This is a genomic window from Sphingopyxis sp. SCN 67-31, from assembly GCF_001725095.1.
The window spans coordinates 18,000-34,771 of the sequence record NZ_MEFH01000075.1; the positions used below are offsets into that span (position 1 = coordinate 18,000).

At 68.7% G+C, this 16,772-nt stretch carries 12 protein-coding genes and 1 pseudogene; 7 read left to right on the plus strand and 6 right to left on the minus strand.

Annotation, left to right across the window (positions count from 1 at the left end; translation table 11 throughout):
• Positions 1-14: 14 nt before the first annotated feature.
• From ABS88_RS15910 to ABS88_RS15925, 4 genes are all read right to left on the minus strand, one after another.
• Positions 15-320 (minus strand): GIY-YIG nuclease family protein, encoded by a 306-nt coding sequence (locus tag ABS88_RS15910; protein ID WP_286750122.1) that lies wholly within the window; start codon positions 318-320, stop codon positions 15-17.
• Positions 321-575: 255 nt separating this feature from the next.
• Complete coding sequence (locus tag ABS88_RS15915) at positions 576-875, minus strand: I78 family peptidase inhibitor (protein WP_286750123.1); 300 nt, start codon at positions 873-875, stop codon at positions 576-578.
• Positions 876-903: 28 nt separating this feature from the next.
• Complete coding sequence (locus tag ABS88_RS15920) at positions 904-1,476, minus strand: hypothetical protein (protein ID WP_255211458.1); 573 nt, start codon at positions 1,474-1,476, stop codon at positions 904-906.
• A 64-nt stretch (positions 1,477-1,540) separates the two neighbouring features.
• Positions 1,541-3,034 carry a CoA-acylating methylmalonate-semialdehyde dehydrogenase gene (locus ABS88_RS15925; protein ID WP_286750124.1) on the minus strand — a complete coding sequence of 498 codons (1,494 nt, stop codon included), beginning with the start codon at positions 3,032-3,034 and terminating at the stop codon, positions 1,541-1,543.
• Between the two features lie 99 nt (positions 3,035-3,133).
• Between ABS88_RS15925 and ABS88_RS15930 the strand changes: the two genes are divergently transcribed.
• The 7 genes from ABS88_RS15930 (at position 3,134) to ABS88_RS15960 (ending at position 15,691) form a co-directional block, all read left to right on the plus strand.
• Positions 3,134-4,018, plus strand: coding sequence for a LysR family transcriptional regulator (locus ABS88_RS15930; protein WP_286750125.1), 885 nt, complete (start codon positions 3,134-3,136; stop codon positions 4,016-4,018).
• Between the two features lie 179 nt (positions 4,019-4,197).
• A complete protein-coding gene (locus ABS88_RS15935; RefSeq protein WP_502686156.1) occupies positions 4,198-5,325 on the plus strand; it encodes an efflux RND transporter periplasmic adaptor subunit in 1,128 nt (375 codons plus the stop codon).
• Positions 5,326-5,331: 6 nt separating this feature from the next.
• The gene (locus ABS88_RS15940; RefSeq protein WP_286750127.1) at positions 5,332-8,520 is read left to right on the plus strand and encodes a multidrug efflux RND transporter permease subunit; all 3,189 of its coding nucleotides are present in this window, start codon (positions 5,332-5,334) and stop codon (positions 8,518-8,520) included.
• Positions 8,517-9,920 (plus strand): efflux transporter outer membrane subunit, encoded by a 1,404-nt coding sequence (locus ABS88_RS15945; RefSeq protein WP_286750128.1) that lies wholly within the window; start codon positions 8,517-8,519, stop codon positions 9,918-9,920. The genes ABS88_RS15940 and ABS88_RS15945 overlap by 4 nt, the downstream gene beginning before the upstream one ends.
• Positions 9,921-10,216: 296 nt before the next feature.
• Positions 10,217-10,999, plus strand: a complete 783-nt coding sequence (locus ABS88_RS15950) for an ImuA family protein (protein ID WP_076077358.1) — start codon at positions 10,217-10,219, stop codon at positions 10,997-10,999.
• Complete coding sequence (locus tag ABS88_RS15955) at positions 10,902-12,440, plus strand: Y-family DNA polymerase (RefSeq protein WP_286750129.1); 1,539 nt, start codon at positions 10,902-10,904, stop codon at positions 12,438-12,440. Before ABS88_RS15950 ends, ABS88_RS15955 begins: the two co-directional genes overlap by 98 nt.
• Complete coding sequence (locus ABS88_RS15960) at positions 12,437-15,691, plus strand: error-prone DNA polymerase (RefSeq protein ID WP_286750130.1); 3,255 nt, start codon at positions 12,437-12,439, stop codon at positions 15,689-15,691. Before ABS88_RS15955 ends, ABS88_RS15960 begins: the two co-directional genes overlap by 4 nt.
• A gap of 321 nt (positions 15,692-16,012) precedes the next feature.
• Here ABS88_RS15960 and ABS88_RS15965 read toward each other — a convergent pair.
• Positions 16,013-16,125 (minus strand): flagellin (locus ABS88_RS15965; protein ID WP_286750131.1); only part of this gene is annotated, 113 nt, incomplete at its 5' end.
• 1 nt (position 16,126) lies between these two features.
• Positions 16,127-16,762: pseudogene (locus ABS88_RS15970) on the minus strand (flagellin N-terminal helical domain-containing protein); the annotation flags it as partial.
• Between the last annotated feature and the right edge of the window lie 10 nt (positions 16,763-16,772).

Here is a 16,772-nt window from a genome sequence, read left to right on the forward strand (position 1 = left end):
GCATCCATTCGGAACTAGGTCAGCGGGAAGCCAAGGTGAACGGCCAGATCCTCCCAAAAAGGATTGTCCGTCTCGATCAGGGCGGTCTTCCAGTCGCGTTTCCATGCCTTAAGCCGTTTTTCCCGCACGATCGCCGCGTCCATCGTTTCGTGCATCTCGTAAAAGACCAGCCGCTTCACGCCATAGCGTTTCGTGAAGCCGTCGATCAGCCCTTCGCGATGCTGATGGACGCGAGCCATCAGATCGGACGTGACTCCGATGTAGATCGTGCCGTGGCGGCCGCTTGCCATGATATAGACGCACGGGTTCCGCTCGCGCATTTTGCTCCCTCCCCGTCATGCTGACGAAAGTCAGCATCCATTTGGCGCTCCGGGTACGGAGACAAGGTACGGGGGCGGCATCTTCCTGTATCCCTTTCGCGGTTTTCCGCCGCAGGCGACGCTTCGAATGGATGCTGACTTTCGTCAGCATGACGAGAGGGCGCCCACGATCGCCTCGGACTCGACGCGCACGCCCCTGTCTAGCCATCGAGGGGCTCACCGAACAAGACGGAGCCGTGGCTGCGACGGGCAGCGTCAGCCACAGGTGACCTGCGTGATCTTGTAGGCGTCGTCGTACATCACGTTCACCCGGTCCTGACGATAGTCCATCGTCATCGCCGAGCGTGGCGGGCCCCAACGCAGCGTGCGCGCGCCGGTCACCTTCAGCACCGCGGCGCCGAGGTCGGGCGCCGCGGTCTGGCCGACGAAGCCTTGCCCCGCATCGGCGTTGCAGGTCATCGCGGCGGGTGGCGGCGTCGATTCGGCAGGTCCGTCGGCGCTCGCGCAGGCGGCGAGCGGCAGGGCGAGGGCGGCGGCGATCCAACGAATATCCATGTCTCTATTCCCCTTCTCTCTTCCCCGGTCAGGGCGTACAACGCCTATAGCGCATCGGCTCGGGCGCCGCACCCTCGCCGTAGTCGCGGCGCACCAGCGTCTTGCCGCCGTCGACGAGCGCCAGCAGCATCAGCCGGTCCCATTGCTCGCCTTCGCCGCTGAACTTGTAATCGGCGACGATGCGGTTCGCGCTCCGCTCGCGCACGCGGGCGAGATCGCCGGCCGATTCGAAGAAGCGCAGCGTCTTCGCGTCGATGACCAGCGCGGTGAGATCGGTACCGGCGCGCGCGGCGCAATCCCCGGCCTCGAGCGCCCAGCGACCCTGGATCGCGGCGGGAATCGCCTTGGCACCGCTGCCGATGCCCGCCTCAGGAGCGGCGGGGGGCGCCAGCGCCGGGTCGGCCGCATAGGTGAGGTCGGCGTCGGCGGGCATGGGTTCGGCCGGGGCGGACGGAGCCGGGGCGACGGGTGCTGGCGCCGCCTTTTCAGCGGTCTCGGCCGGCGGCTGCTCATCGTTGCCGCCGCTGCACGCGGCAAGCAGCAGCGTGGCCGCCATCAAGCCCAGCCCCGTCGAGGAGGCGCTGCCGTTTCCAAATCTCATCGTCTTTCTCCTTCGCAGGAGAAATGCCCGGCGGCCGGGTCCGGTTTCATCGGCGCGGCCGTCGTCAGCCCATCGTCGGGATGACGAAGGCGTTCGATCCGTCGCCGCCGCCGTCGGGCCAGCGCGCGGTGATCGTCTTGACCTTGGTCCAGAATTTGACGCCTTCCATGCCGTGCTGGTTGGTGTCGCCGAACGCCGAGCGTTTCCAGCCGCCGAAGGTGTGATAGGCGACCGGCACCGGGATCGGCACGTTGATGCCGACCATGCCGACGTTGACGCGCTGCGCGAATTCGCGCGCGGCGTGGCCGTTGCGGGTGAAGATGGCGACGCCGTTGCCGTACTGGTGCTTCGAGGGCAGGTCGAGCGCACTCTCGAAATCGGGGGCGCGGACGATCTGGAGCACCGGGCCGAAAATCTCTTCGCGATAGCTTTCCATGTCGGGGGTGACATGGTCGAACAGCGTCGGACCGACGAAGAAGCCGTCCTCATGCCCCTGCAGCGTGAAGCCGCGGCCGTCGATGACGAGTTCGGCGCCCTCGTCGGCGCATTTCTGGATCCAGCCTTCGACCTTTTCCTTGTGCGCAGCCGAGACGACGGGGCCGTAATGCGCCTCGGCATCGGTCGACACGCCGACGCGCAGCGCCTCGATCGCGGGGATCAGCTTGGCGCGCAGCCGGTTCGCGGTGTCCTCGCCGACCGGCACGACGACCGGCAGCGCCATGCAGCGCTCGCCCGCCGAGCCGAAGGCCGCGCCGGTCAGGTCGTTCACTACCTGGTCGAGGTCGGCGTCGGGCATGACGATGCCGTGGTTCTTCGCCCCGCCCATCGCCTGCACGCGCTTGCCGTTCGACACGCCGCGATTGTAGACATAATGGGCGATGTCCGACGAGCCGACGAAGCTGACCGCGCCGATGTCGGGATGATCGAGGATCGCGTCGACCATCTCCTTGTCGCCGTGGACGACCTGGAGGATGCCCTCGGGCAGTCCGGCCTCGAGCATCAGTTCGCCGAGGCGCACCGGCACGCTCGGATCGCGCTCGCTGGGCTTGAGGATAAAGGCGTTGCCGGTCGCGATCGCCGGGCCGAACATCCACATCGGGATCATCGCCGGGAAGTTGAACGGCGTGATGCCCGCGCCGATGCCGATCGGCTGACGCATCGAATAGACGTCGATGCCGGGGCCCGCGCCCTGCGTATATTCGCCCTTCAGCACATGCGGGATGCCGCAGCAGAATTCGATAACGTCGAGCCCGCGCTGCACGTCGCCGCGCGCGTCGGCGACCACCTTGCCATGCTCGCTCGCCAGCAGTTCGGCCAGTTCGTCGAGATGGGATTCGACGATCCGCTTGTAATCGAACATCACGCGCGCGCGGCGCTGCGGATTGACCGCCGCCCAAGCGGGTTGCGCCGCCTTTGCGGCGGCGACGACGCGGTCGAGCAGCGCGGCGTCGCCGAGCGCGACCGCGGCCTGCACGCCGCCGTTGTTGGGGTCGAAGATGTCGCTGTGGCGCGAGCCGCCGCCGGCACCGCCGACGATATGATGGTCGATCTGTCGCATGGTCAAGTCTCCCGTCTGTCCTTGCCTTTCGCCACAGACCAACGGCGGGCCGATTGCAAGGGATAGACTTGCAGTTTAATCCTGCATATCTGCAGGAATATGGACTGGGATGGGCTGCAATATTTCCTGATGGTCGCGCGGCACGGCACGCTGGCGCGTGCCGGACAGGCGCTGCAGGTCGACGCGACGACGGTGAGCCGGCGGGTCAGCGCGCTCGAACGCGCGCTGCAGCAGACGCTGTTCGAGCGCGCGCCGACGGGATTCGCGCTGACCGCCGCGGGCCGCGCGCTCGTCCCGCATGCCGAGGCGATGGCGGCGGCGGCCGCACGCGTCGATTCGGCGGGCGAAGGCGGCGCGGCGCTGTCGGGCCAGCTTCGCCTGAGCGTGTCGGAGGGCTTCGGCAGCAGCTTCATCGCCCCGCGCCTCGCCGGCTTCGCCGCCGCGCACCCCGAACTGGAGATCGACCTCGTCGCCTCGTCGGGGTTCCTCAACCCCTCGCGGCGCGAGGCCGACATGGCGATCCTGCTCGCTCGGCCCAGAAGAGGCCCGCTGATCACGCGCAAACTCGCCGACTACAGCCTCGGCCTCTATGCGCCCGCGGATCGGCCCGACTGGCAGGCGGCGGTCGAGGAATCGCCGCTGGCGCGCGCTGGCCTGCCCGTGGTCGGCTATGTCCCTGACATCCTCTATGCCCCCGAACTCGACTATCTGGACGAGATCGAGCCGGGGCTGCGCGCGACCGTGCGGTCGTCGTCGATTCTCGCCCAGCGGCGGATGATCGCGAGCGGCGCGGGCGTCGGGGTGCTTCCCTGCTTCCTGGCGGCCGAGGATGCTGCGCTGGTGCGGGTGCGGCCCGACCAGACGATCGGCCGCAGTTTTTGGCTCGCGCTCCACCGCGACATCGCGCCGCAACCGCGGATTCGCGCCTTTATCGACTGGCTCGACGGCGCGGTGCAGGCGCATCGGAAGTTGCTCGTTCCCTGACCGGACGATAAAAATGTCGCAAATTGTCGCACAGCGGCTATTTCCCTTGCTTCCTTCGGTTCAATCGGTTGAATAGGCCCGAATTCCCGCTCCCTCCCCGCGGATCGACACGAGATTTATCGACTATGCCCCACAAGAGGCTGCCGTCCCTGAGCGGGACCCTGGTCGCAGCGATTCTGTTGCTGACCGGCTGCGCGAACAAGGATGACGATTCCGGCCAGCGCGGGCAGGCTGCGCAAGTCGGCTATGTGGTCGTGACCACCGCGGCGGTGCCGATCACGACCGAGCTCGGCGGGCGCACCGTCGCCTTCGAAACGAGCGAGGTGCGACCGCAGGTGAACGGCCTGATCCGCCAGCGCCTGTTCACCGAGGGCGCGACGGTGCGCGCGGGCCAGCCGCTGTTCCAGATCGACGCGAGCCTCTATCGCGCCGCGGTCGCGCAGGCCGAGGCCAATCTGGCGAGCGCGCGGGCCAATGCGCAGGCGGCGGAGGAAAAGGCGAAGCGCTTTGAACCGCTCGCCAAGATGCAGGCGATCGCCGAGCAGGATTACAGCGACGCGCTCGCCGCCGCGCGCGTCGCCCGCGCCGCGGTGGCGCAGACCGCCGCCGCGCTCGACACGGCGCGGATCAACCTGCGCTACACCGCGATCGCGGCGCCGATCAGCGGCCGCATCGGCCGGTCGCTGGCGACGCCCGGCGCGCTCGTCAGCGCGAACCAGGCCGAACCGCTCGCCGTCATCCAGCGCACCGACCCGCTCTATGTCGATATCCAGCAGTCGGCGGCCGAACTGACCGCGCTGCGCCGCTCGCTCGCCGCCGGCGGAGTGCAGCCGGGCAGCACCGCCGTGCGCCTGCGGCTTGAGGACGGCAGCCTCTATCCAATCGTGGGGACGGTGCAATTCTCCGAAGTCACCGTCAACGAGGCGACGGGCACGGTGACGCTGCGCGCGCGCTTCCCCAATCCGCAGGGGCTGCTGCTGCCCGGCATGTTCGTGACCGCGCTGTTCGAGCAGGCGGTCGATCCGAAGGCGATGCTGGTGCCGCAGACCGCGGTGCAGCGCGACTTCGACGGATCGGCCTTCGTCTATCTCGTCGGCAAGGACGACAAGGCGGCGCGGCGCAAGGTCGTCGCCGAACGCACCGTCGGCGCCGACTGGGTCGTCACCGACGGGCTGAAGCCGGGCGACAGGGTGATCACGCAGGGGGTCGGCAACCTTCGGCAGGGCGCGCAGGTGAAACCGGTTCCCGCCAGCAGCCCGGAACGCGTGGGGGCATCCGCGGGCAAGGATGCGAACGAAGGAAAATAGCAGCCGATGTCGCGCCTCTTCATCGACCGGCCGATCTTTGCCTGGGTGCTGGCGATCATCGTCATGCTCGGCGGACTCGGCGCGCTGCGCGCGCTACCGCTCGAACAATATCCCGACATCGCGCCGACGCAGGTCAATATCCGCGCTTCCTATCCGGGCGCGTCGGCCGAAACGATCGAGAACAGCGTCACGCAGGTCCTCGAACAGCAGCTGACCGGGATCGACGGCCTGCTCTATTTCAGCTCGCAGTCGAGTTCGCGCGGGCAGGCGAGCATCACCGCCATCTTCGCCAAGGGCACCGACCCCGACATCGCGCAGGTCCAGGTCCAGAACAAGATTCAGACCGCCGTTTCCCGCCTGCCGCAGCAGGTGCAGCAGCAGGGGGTGCGCGTCACCAAGTCCAATTCGGACTCGCTGCTGCTCGTCGGCGTCTATGACGAGACCAACACGCGGTCGAACCAGGACGTGTCCGACTATATGGCGTCGAACATCCAGGACCCGCTGTCGCGCGTCGAGGGCGTCGGCGACGTCAATGTCTATGGCGCCCCGCACGCGATGCGCATCTGGCTGAACCCGCAGCGGCTCGCCGCGGTGTCGCTGATGCCAAGCGACGTGATCAACGCGATCAGCGCCCAGAACAGCGAGATCGCGGCAGGCGACGTCGGCGGCCTGCCCGCGCCACAGGGCCAGATGCTCAACGCGACCGTCACCGCCCAGTCGCGATTGCAGACCCCCGAAGAGTTCGAGGCGATCATCCTCAAGACACTCCCCGACGGATCGACGGTGCGGATCAAGGACGTCGCGCGGGTCGAGATCGGCGCCGAAAGCTATACGACGATCAGCCGGATCAACGGCCATCCCGGCGCGGGCATGTCGATCTCGCTGTCGCCGGGGGCCGACGCGCTCGAAACCGCCGACCGCGTCAAGACGCGGATGGAGGAACTGGCTGCCGACTTCCCCGACGGCCTCACCTACGGCTACACCAACGATTCGACCGCCTTCATCAAGCTGTCGGTCAAGGAAGTGCAGAAGTCGCTGTTCGAGGCGATCCTGCTCGTCGTCCTCGTCATGTTCGTCTTCCTGCAAAGCTGGCGCGCGGTGCTGATCCCGGCGATCGCGGTGCCCGTCGTGTTGCTCGGCACCTTCGCCGTTTTCTACATATTGGGTTTCAGTATCAACACGCTGACGCTGTTCGGGCTGACCCTCGCGATCGGGCTGCTCGTCGACGACGCGATCGTCGTCGTCGAGAATGTCGAGCGATTGATGGAAGAGAATCCCGGCATGTCGGCGCGCGAGGCGACGATCCAGTCGATGAAGGAATTGCAGGTCGCACTGATCGCGATCGCGCTCGTGCTGTCGGCGGTGTTCCTGCCGATGGCCTTCTTCGGCGGCTCGACCGGCGTCATCTATCGCCAATTCTCGGTCACCATCGTCTCGGCCATGGCGCTGTCGGTGCTCGTCGCGCTGATCCTGAGCCCGGCGCTGACCTCGACGTTGCTCAAGCCCCGCACGCACGGCGGCGAGCGGCCGCATCGCTTCCCGCGCCTGCATGCCGCGATGATCCGCGCCCGCGACGGCTTCAACACGCGCTTCGACCGCACGGTCGACCGCTATGTCGGCAACGTCACCACCGTGGTCGACCGCAAGTGGCTGTTCCTCGCCATCTATGCGCTGCTCCTCGTCCTGCTCGCGGCGATGTTCATGCGGCTGCCGGGCGGCTTCCTGCCCAACGAGGATCAGGGCCGCGTCTCGATCCAGTTCCGTCTGCCCGCGGGCGCGACCCAGGCGCGGACGCTGGAGGTGCGCGACCAGATCGAGCGCTATCTGCTGACGGAGGAGAAGGCGAATGTGCAGTCGGCCTTCCTGATCGCCGGCGGCGGGGGGGGCGGTGCGTCGGGGCAGAATACCGGTCAGGGCTTCGTCAACCTCGTCCATTGGGACGACCGGCCGGGCAAGGAGAACAGCGCCGACGCGATCGCCCAGCGTGCGCGCAAGGCGCTGTCGGGCCTGCGCGATGCGCAGGTGTTCGCGCTCGTCCCCGGTGCAGTGCGCGGGCTCGGCGACACGTCGGGCTTCACGATGGAGTTGCAGAATCGCGGCGGGATGACCCACGAACAATTCGCCGCGGCGCGCGACCGGCTGCTCACGATGGCGAACGCCAATGCGAAGCTGCAATCGGTGCGCCTCAGCGACCTTCCCGACGTCGCGACGCTGAAGATCGACATCGATACGCAGCGGCTGACCGCCTATGGCCTGTCGAACAGCGACGTCAACAGCACGCTCGCGACCGCGTGGGGCGGGCGCTACGTCAACGACTTCATCGACAAGGGGCGCGTCAAGCGCGTCTATGTTCAGGGCGACGCCCCCTATCGCGCGCGGCCCGAGGATATCGGCCAATGGTATGTCCGCTCGTCGAACGGGCAGATGGCACCCTTCTCCGCCTTTGCCGACATCGGCTGGTCGACGACGCCGAGCAGCACCTCGCGCTTCCAGGGCGTCTCCGCCTTCGAAATCTCGGGCCAGCCGGCCCCCGGCACCAGTTCGGGCGAAGCGATGAACGAGATGGAGCGGATGGCGGCCGAGATTCCCGGCACCAGCGTCGCCTGGGCGGGCGCCTCCTATCAGGAGCGGCTGTCGTCGGGTCAGGCGCCGCTGCTCTACGCGCTGTCGCTGCTCGTCGTCTTCCTCTGTCTCGCGGCGCTCTACGAAAGCTGGTCGATCCCGCTCGCGGTGCTGCTGGTTATCCCGCTCGGGCTCGTCGGTTCGGTGTTCGCCGTGTCGCTGCGCGGGCTGCAGAACGACGTCTATCTGCAGATCGGCCTGCTGACGACGATGGGGCTCGCGGCGAAGAACGCGATCCTAATGATCGAGTTCGCCGAGCAGGAGGAAAAGAAGGGCAAGCGCGTGATCGAGGCAGCGGTCGAGGCGGCGCGCATCCGTCTGCGCCCGATCCTGATGACGAGCTTCGCCTTCATCTTCGGCGTGCTGCCGCTGGCGCTCGCGACCGGCGCGGGCGCGAACAGCCGCGTCGCGATCGGCACCGCGGTGATCGGCGGCATGATGACCGCCGCTTTCCTCGCCATCTTCTTCATCCCGCTGTTCTTCGTCCTCGTGCGGCGTGGGGTGCGCGACGGGTTCGCGGCGCTCCGCGCCCGTTTCGGCAAACGCGGCGCCGGGCGGGGGGCAGCGGCATGAGGCGCGCGCCGCTCGCTCTCGCCGCGCTGCCGCTGCTGCTCGCGGGCTGTTCGCTCGCGCCGCAGAAGGTGCTGCCGACGCCGCCGGTGCCGCAAAGCTGGCCGGTGGGCGACGCCTATCTGGCCCAGAGCGAGGCGGCGCTGCCGATCCTGTCCTATACGCAAATCTTCACCGACCCGCGGCTGCAGACGCTCGTCGAGCAGGCGCTGGTGGCCAATCGCGACCTGCGCACCGCCTATGCCAATGTCGCCGCGGCGCGGGCGCAGGTGCGCGTGACGCGCGCGGCGCAATTTCCCGCGATCGGCGCAAGCGCCGGGGCCGGCTATGCCGATCGCGGCGCCGGCGGGGGCAGCGGCGATTTCGCCGTGCAGGGCGGGATCACCGGTTTCGAGCTCGACCTGTTCGGCCGTCTCGCCAATGCGACCGAAGCCGACCGCAACCGCGCGCTGGCGACCGAGGCGGCATCGCGCACGGTGCGCCTCGCGCTGATCGCCGACCTCGCGGGCGCCTGGGCCGCCTATGGCGCCGACCGCGACCTGCTGGCCATCGCCGAGGACACCGCTGCCAACGCGCGCGAGGCGGTGCGGCTGACCAGGGCCCGGCTCGACGGCGGCATCGCGCCGCGCACCGACCTGCGCCAGGCCGAACAGATATTGGCGACCGCCGAGGATTCGATCGCCCAGCAGAAGACGGCGCTGGCGCAGGACGAGAATGCGATCCGGCTGCTCGTCGGCGGCGACGTCGACCGCGCGCTGCTGCCCGCGACCCTTGTCGAGGCCAGCGCCGGAATCGCCGCGCCCCCCGCCGGGGTCCGCTCCGAAATCCTGCTGCGCCGTCCCGATGTGATCGAGGCCGAATATCGGCTGCGCGCCGCCAATGCCGACATCGGCGCGGCACGCGCGCGGCTGTTTCCGGCGATCTCGCTGACGGGCCTCGTCGGTTTCGCGAGCGACGCGCTGTCGGGCCTGTTCGACGGCGGCGCCTTCAACTGGTCGGCGGGCGCCGATGCGAGCGCGTCGATCTTCGATTTCGGCGGCCGCCGCGCCGGCGTCGCGGTGAGCGAAGCGCAGCGTGACGCGGCGCTTTCCAGCTATGAAGGCGCGATCCAGACCGCGTTCCGCGATGTCGCCGACGCGCTCGCGGTGCAGGGCACCATCGCCGAGCGCGTTCGCGCCGCGGCGGCGAACAGCGAAGCGACGGCCGACACCGCGGCGCTGACCGAGGCGCGCTATCGCGGCGGCGTCGACAGCTTCCTCTCCAGCCTCGACGCGCAGCGCAGCCTCTACAACGCGCGGCGCAGCGAAACCGCGACGCGCCTGCTGCTCGCGCAGACGCGCATCGCGCTGTTCCGCGCGCTGGGCGGCGACAGCGGCGCCGGGAGCGACGCGGCGGCGCGCTGAAATCCCTTTCGCACGAAGACGCGAAGCAAGCCCGTGCGGCCTTGGTAAGCGGATCATTATGAATTTCGTGCGTCCATCCGATCTCCCCTCCCGCTTGCGGGAGGGATCGGGGGTGGGCCAGCGGCGTTGCATTCGCCCACCCCGCTGCGGCTAGCGAACAAGTTCGCAAGCCTCGTCGCCCCTCCCGCAAGCGGGAGGGGGACCGAGCCTTTGCAGCCTATTCAAAACGCCCCCACACCCGCCGTCTTGACAAGCGGCGGGACTCACGCGCTAATAGAACATATAGAGAACATGTCATGCGCGATTCGTCCTCCCCTCTCGCCGGGCTGCGCCGCCGCATCGCCCGGATCGCCGCCGCCGGCGCGCCGCCCGGCGACGGCGCGTGGCTGACGAGCGGGCATGCGGGATTCGATGCCGCGCTCGGCGGCGGGCTGGCGATGGGGCGAGCGCATGAAATCTTCGCCGCCGACGCGCTCGATGCGGCCAGTGCCGCCGCCTTCGCCGCGCTGCTCGCCCTGCGCGGGCCCGGCGAAGCGCCGGTCCTGTGGCTGCGCACGGCGGACGGCGCGCGGCGTCAGGGGCATCTCTATGCGCCGGGCCTCGCCGAACTGGGGGGCGATCCGAACCGGCTGCTGCTCGTCGAGGCGCGCGATGCGACCGCGCTGCTCGCCGCCGCCAACGATGCCGTGCGCTGCCCCGGATCGGCGGCGGTCGTCGTCGAAAGCCGCGGCGCACTGGCGGCGCTCGACCTGACCGCGGGGCGGCGGCTCGCGCTCGGCGCGCGCGACGCGGGAACGGTGCTGCTGCTGCTGCGCTTCGCCGCCGAGCCGGTGCCGAGCATCGCCGAGACGCGCTGGCGCCTGGCCGCCGCGCCGTCGCGCGAACTGGAGGCGCAGGCACCGGGGGCGCCCGCCTTCGACCTGGAATTGCTGCGCTGGCGCGCCGGCCCTGCGGGCGCGCGCTGGCGGCTGGAGTGGAACCGTGACGAACGAGCCTTTGGGGACGCGGCGCTATCTGGCGCTCTTCTTCCCCTATCTTCCCGCCGAGCGTCTGTCGCGCACCGCGCCGCGGCCGCCTGACGCCCCGCTCGTCTTCGCCGAAAAGCGGCGCGGGGCGCTGTGCCTCGCGAGCGTCGGCGCCGATGCCGAGGCGCTGGGACTGGTCCCCGGCCTGCCGCTCGCCGACGCGCGGGCGCGCGTGCCCGACCTCGCCGTGGCCGCACACGATCCGGCGGGCGACCTGCTCTGGCTCGACCGGATCGCCGAGGGATGCGGGCGCTACACGCCGCTCGTCGCGCTCGATCCTCCCGACGGGCTGATCCTCGACATCGCGGGATGCGCGCACCTGTTCGGCGGCGAAGCGGCGCTGGTCGCCGATGTCGAGTCGCGGCTCGACCGGCTCGGGATGACGGTGCGCGCCGCGCTCGGCCCCACCGCCGATGCCGCCCGCGCGCTGACGCGCCACCCGGCCCCGCCCGCGCCCGACGAAGCGGCGGCGGTCCGGCGCCTGCCCGTCGCGGCGCTCGACCTCGAAGGCGAGGCGACGCGCGCGCTGCTGCGCGCCGGGCTGCGGACGATCGGCGATCTCGCGAGCCGGCCGATGGCGTCGATCGCCGCGCGCTTCGGCGCCGAGGCGGCCGGGAAGCTGCGCCGTATCCTCGGCGATGCGCCGAGCCCGCTCGCGCCGCGCCGGACGCCGCCGCCCGTCGCCGCCGCGCGCCGTTTCGCCGAACCGGTCGCAAGCACGGCGCATGCGACGACGGTGCTCGCCGAACTGACCGCCGAGGCGATCGCGGAGATGCGCGCGCGCGGCAAGGGCGGCCGTGCGTTCCACGCCACCTTCTTCCGCAGCGACGGCCTCGCCCGGACGATCGTGGTCGAGACCGGCCGGCCGACCCGCGATCCGGCGCTGGTGATGCGGCTGTTCGCCGAGCGCATCGACGGTCTGCGCGACCCGATCGATCCCGGCTTCGGCTTCGACATGATCCGGCTGGCGGTGCCGCGGCTCGAGGCGCTCGGCGCGAGCCAGCTGCGGCTCGAAGGCGGGGCGGTGCGGCGCGCGGCGATCGACGACCTGACCGACCGCCTCGCGGTCCGGCTCGGGCGCGGCCGCGTGCGCCGCCTTCGCCCCGCCGACACCCATATTCCCGAGCAGGCGCAGCTCGAACTGCCCGCGACCGACGCCGCGCCGCCGCAGCCCTGGCCCGCGGCGCCCGACGGCGAGCCGCCGCAGCGCCCCTTCTATCTCTTCGATCCGCCGCAGCCGATCGAGGTGATCGCCGAGGTGCCCGACGGGCCGCCGCAGCGCTTTCGCTGGCGCCGCGCGCTGCACGCGGTGCGTCTGTACGAGGGGCCCGAGCGCATCGCCGCCGAATGGTGGCGCCGCCGCGACAACAGGGGGCTGACGCGCGACTATTACCGCGTCGAGGATGTACAGGGCCGCCGCTACTGGCTGTTCCGCCACGGCCTTTACGACGAAAAGGACGGGCCGCGCTGGTATATCCACGGGCTGTTCGCATGAGCGAGACCTCCACCCCCGAACCGCCGCCCGAACCGGGTTTCGCCGAACTGGTCGCCGCGACCAATTACAGCTTCCTGCGCGGCGCCTCGCATCCCGCAGATATGGTAGCGGAGGCGATGGCGCTTGGTTTGAACGGCATCGGCATCGCCGACCGCAACAGCGTCGCGGGCGTCGTGCGGGCGCTGATCGGATTGCGGGACCTGCGCGCGAAAGCCGAGGCGGATGGGGTCGTACTTGCCCCTTTCAAGCTGGTGGTCGGCGCCCGGCTGGTCTTCGACGACGGCACACCCGACATCGTCGCCTACCCCACCACGCGCCACGGCTGGGGCCGCCTGACCCGCATGCTCACCATAGGCAATCGCCGCACCGAAAAAGGCGACTGCGTGATGAAGTTCCGGAATCTGCTGATTCATTGCGAAGACATGGTCCTGATCGCGTTGGCGACCGGGAAGGATGAATGTCTGTTGCATCGCCTCGCCAAAGCGGCCCCCGGCTCCCTGTGGCTTGGTGCGACCATGCCTCGCGGCGGCAGCGACCGGCGTCAGCTCGCCCGTCTCAGAGCCTTGGCCGAGCGGATCGGCATCCCCATGCTGGCCACCAACGACGCTCTTTACGCTACGCGCGCGGAGCGCCCCCTCCACGATATCGTCACCTGCATCCGCGAGGGCACGACCGTCCACGATGCCGGCCGCCTGCTTCACGCCAATGGCGAACGCCATCTGAAATCGCCGCGCGAGATGCGCCGCCTGTTCCGCGACTGTCCCGAAGCCATCGGCGAGAGCAACATCATCCTCGATCGCATCGCCTTCTCGCTCACCGATCTCGCTTATGCATATCCGCATGAGCCGGTCCCCGACGGCTGGACCCCGCAAAGCTGGCTCGAACATATGGTGATGGAAGCCGCGGCAAGTCATCATCCTGATGGATTGCCGACGCGTTGGCAGGAAGTGCTGGACGAAGAACTCAGCCTCATCCGCAAACGCAATTACGCCTGCTACTTTCTGACCGTCCACGACATCGTGAATCATGCACGGACGCGGAATCCGCCCATCCTTTGTCAGGGGCGCGGATCGGCCGCCAATTCGCTCGTCTGCTACCTGCTCGAAATCACGTCGATCGACCCGATCGCGAACAACCTGCTCTTCTCCCGCTTCCTGTCCGAAAAGCGCGGCGAGCCGCCCGACATCGACGTCGATTTCGAGCATGAGCGACGCGAGGAGGTGATGCAATATGTCTATCGCCGCTATACGCGACGTCGCGCCGGTATCGTCGCGACGGTCATCCATTATCGCCCGCGCAGCGCGATTCGCGAGGTGGGAAAGGCACTCGGCCTCAGCGAAGACGTCACTGCGCGGCTTGCCGATACGAGTTGGGGAAGCTGGGGTGACGAGGTGCCGGTGCAGCGATTGGCCGAGGCCGGGCTCGATCCGACAAATGGCGAGATCGAACGACTACACCGCTTCATCAGCGAACTGCTGACCTTTCCACGCCACTTGTCGCAGCATGTCGGAGGCTATGTGCTGACCGAGGATCGGCTCGACGAGACGGTGCCGATCCACAATGCCGCGATGGAGGATCGCACCTTTATCGAATGGGACAAGGACGATATCGACGCGCTGAACCTGATGAAGGTCGACGTTCTCGCGCTCGGCATGCTGACCTGCATCCGCAAATGCTTCGACCTGATGCGATGCCACGATCTCGGCGACCATGATCTCAAGAGCGTGCCGGAAGAGGATCCAGCCGTTTACGACATGCTCTGCAAGGGCGACAGCATCGGCGTCTTTCAGGTCGAAAGCCGCGCGCAGATCAATATGCTGCCGCGGTTGAAGCCCAGGACATTCTACGATCTCGTCATTCAGGTCGCGATTGTCCGGCCCGGACCGATCGAAGGAGATATGGTCCACCCCTATCTGCGCCGCCGCAACAAGGAAGAATCTCCGGACCTCCCTTTGCGCGCAGGACACGCTGCGAATGAACTCGAAGAGATATTGGGAAAGACCGAAGGGGTGCCGCTGTTTCAGGAACAGGCGATGAAGCTTGCCATCACCGCCGCAGGCTTCACCCCCGATGAAGCGAACGGATTGCGGCGCGCGATGGCGACCTTTCGCAATCTGGGCACTATCGACCAATATGAAGAAAAGATGATCGGAGGCATGGTCCGTCGCGGCTACCAGAGAGATTTCGCCGAGCGCTGTTACAACCAGATCAAGGGTTTCGGCAGCTATGGCTTTCCAGAGAGTCACGCCCAGTCCTTCGCCAAGCTCGTTTACGTGTCGTCATGGCTGAAATGTCATCACCCCGCCGTCTTCGCCTGCGGCATCCTGAACTCGCAGCCGATGGGCTTCTATGCCCCCGCGCAGCTCGTCGGCGACGCGCGCGCGCATGGGGTCGAGGTGCGCGCGGCCGATGTGAACGCCAGCGGGTGGGACAACAGCCTCGAACGCCGGGACGACGACCGCCTCGCGCTGCGGCTCGGTTTCCGGCAGGTCGACGGGTTCCGCGAGGCGTGGGCGCAGCGGCTTGTCGAGGCGCGCACCGCTCCCCCCGCCTCCCCGTTCGTCAGCGTCGAGGATCTGGCGCGGCGCACCGGTCTGCCGCCGCGCGCGCTGCGCCTGCTGGCGGAAGCCGACGCGTGCCGCTCGATGGAACTCGAACGGCGACCGGCGCTGTGGAACGCGCGGCGGGTGCGGCAGGGGGTGCTGCCGCTGTTCGACGCCGCCGGGGCGGACGAACTGGGGCCGGAGGCGGAGGCCGACCTGCCGCCGACGCCGCTCGTCGAGCATGTCCTCACCGATTATCAGACGACGCGTCTGTCGCTGAAGGGGCATCCGATGGCGTTCCTGCGCCGCGCCTTCACCGACGAGGGCGTGCTGAGCTGCACGGAGGCCGCGGCGGCGAAGAACGGGCGGATCGTCCGTACCGCGGGGGTCGTGCTGATCCGCCAGCGGCCGGGCAAGGGGAACGCGATTTTCATCACGCTCGAGGACGAGAGCGGGATCGTCAATGTGCTGCTGTGGGCGCGCCACTTCGAGCGCTATCGCCGCGCCGTCATGGCGTCGCGGCTGATGCTGGTCGAGGGCGAGGTGCAACGGAGCCGGGAGGGCGTCGTCCACCTGATGGCGAGCCGCATCGTCGACCGCACCGCGATGCTCGACGCACTGGGCAACGCCGCGCCGCAGGCGCCGATGCCGCGCCCCGGCCATCCGCGCAACGTCCGCATCCTGCCCAAATCACGCGATTTCCATTGACCGCATGAAGGCCGAGAATATTCGCGCAGCGGCGCAAAGGCAGGGATACGGTTCGCGCCGGGCGATGTCCCCGACTGAAAAGCCCCGTGCTCCCGCGCAGGCGGGAGCCCAGAGCGGATAGCGCCAAGGTCGGCGTCGGATCGCTCTGGGTCCCCGCCTGCGCGGGGACACACAAGCCTTACACAGGCTCCGCCCCCATGGCCCCGGCGCCACCGCGCGAATCCAAACGAAAGACGCCCCGGTCGTGGGGAGACCGGGGCGTCTGGATCAGGCCAATAAGGGACCAACCAAAGTCGGCCTGAAAATCAGTCTTGCGGCGCCTTAGCGCAGCAGGTTCATCACGCCCTGCTGGCTCTGGTTCGCCTGGGCGAGCATCGCCGTCGAGGCCTGGGCGAGGATGCCGGCGGCCGCGAGGTTGGTCGATTCGGCCGAGANGACGCCCGAGGTCAGATTGTTGATCGCCGCATCGAGACGGTTCTGCTGCGCACCGAGGTTGGCACGCTCGGTCGCCACCGTCTGGATCGCGTCGTCGAGAATCTTCAGCGCGTCCTTGGCATCGGCTTTACCGGCCGTCACGGTGGTCAGCGACAGGTCGATGTCGGCAACCGAGCTACCAGCAACCGGCGTATTGCCTGCCGTCGCCACCGTGCCCAGCGCGTTGGCATGCAGATCGCCGATCGTAATCGTCACCTCGTCACCACTGTTGAGACCCGTCTGGATATCGAAGCTGGCGGCGGTGGTGGCCGTGTTCGCGCCGCCATTGGTGCCGAACAGCTTGTTGTCGTTGAAGGTGGTGCGATTGACGACGTCGTTGATCTGGTCCTTCAGCGCCGTGAATTCGGTCTGGAGCGCCTTGCGGTCGTTGTCGCCCAGCGTGCCGTTCGACGCCTGGAGCGCCAGTTCGCGCATGCGGACGAGGATGTCGGCGACGCTGCCCGCGGCGCTGTCGGCGGTCTGCGCCAGCGAGATGCCGTCGTTGGCATTGCGGATCGCCTGGCTCATGCCGCGCGACGCCGCGTTCATGCGGGTCGCGATGGCGAGGCCGGCGGCGTCGTCCTTCGCGCTGTTGATGCGCTTGCCG

Excerpts from the sequence above, each read along its gene's own strand:
- ABS88_RS15910 (WP_286750122.1), bottom strand. The coding sequence starts at position 320 with ATGCGCGAGCGGAACCCGTGCGTCTATATCATGGCAAGCGGCCGCCAC.
- ABS88_RS15915 (WP_286750123.1), bottom strand. The coding sequence starts at position 875 with ATGGATATTCGTTGGATCGCCGCCGCCCTCGCCCTGCCGCTCGCCGCC.
- ABS88_RS15920 (WP_255211458.1), bottom strand. The coding sequence starts at position 1,476 with ATGAGATTTGGAAACGGCAGCGCCTCCTCGACGGGGCTGGGCTTGATG.
- ABS88_RS15925 (WP_286750124.1), bottom strand. The coding sequence starts at position 3,034 with ATGCGACAGATCGACCATCATATCGTCGGCGGTGCCGGCGGCGGCTCG.
- ABS88_RS15930 (WP_286750125.1), top strand. The coding sequence starts at position 3,134 with ATGGACTGGGATGGGCTGCAATATTTCCTGATGGTCGCGCGGCACGGC.
- ABS88_RS15940 (WP_286750127.1), top strand. The coding sequence starts at position 5,332 with ATGTCGCGCCTCTTCATCGACCGGCCGATCTTTGCCTGGGTGCTGGCG.
- ABS88_RS15945 (WP_286750128.1), top strand. The coding sequence starts at position 8,517 with ATGAGGCGCGCGCCGCTCGCTCTCGCCGCGCTGCCGCTGCTGCTCGCG.
- ABS88_RS15950 (WP_076077358.1), top strand. The coding sequence starts at position 10,217 with ATGCGCGATTCGTCCTCCCCTCTCGCCGGGCTGCGCCGCCGCATCGCC.
- ABS88_RS15960 (WP_286750130.1), top strand. The coding sequence starts at position 12,437 with ATGAGCGAGACCTCCACCCCCGAACCGCCGCCCGAACCGGGTTTCGCC.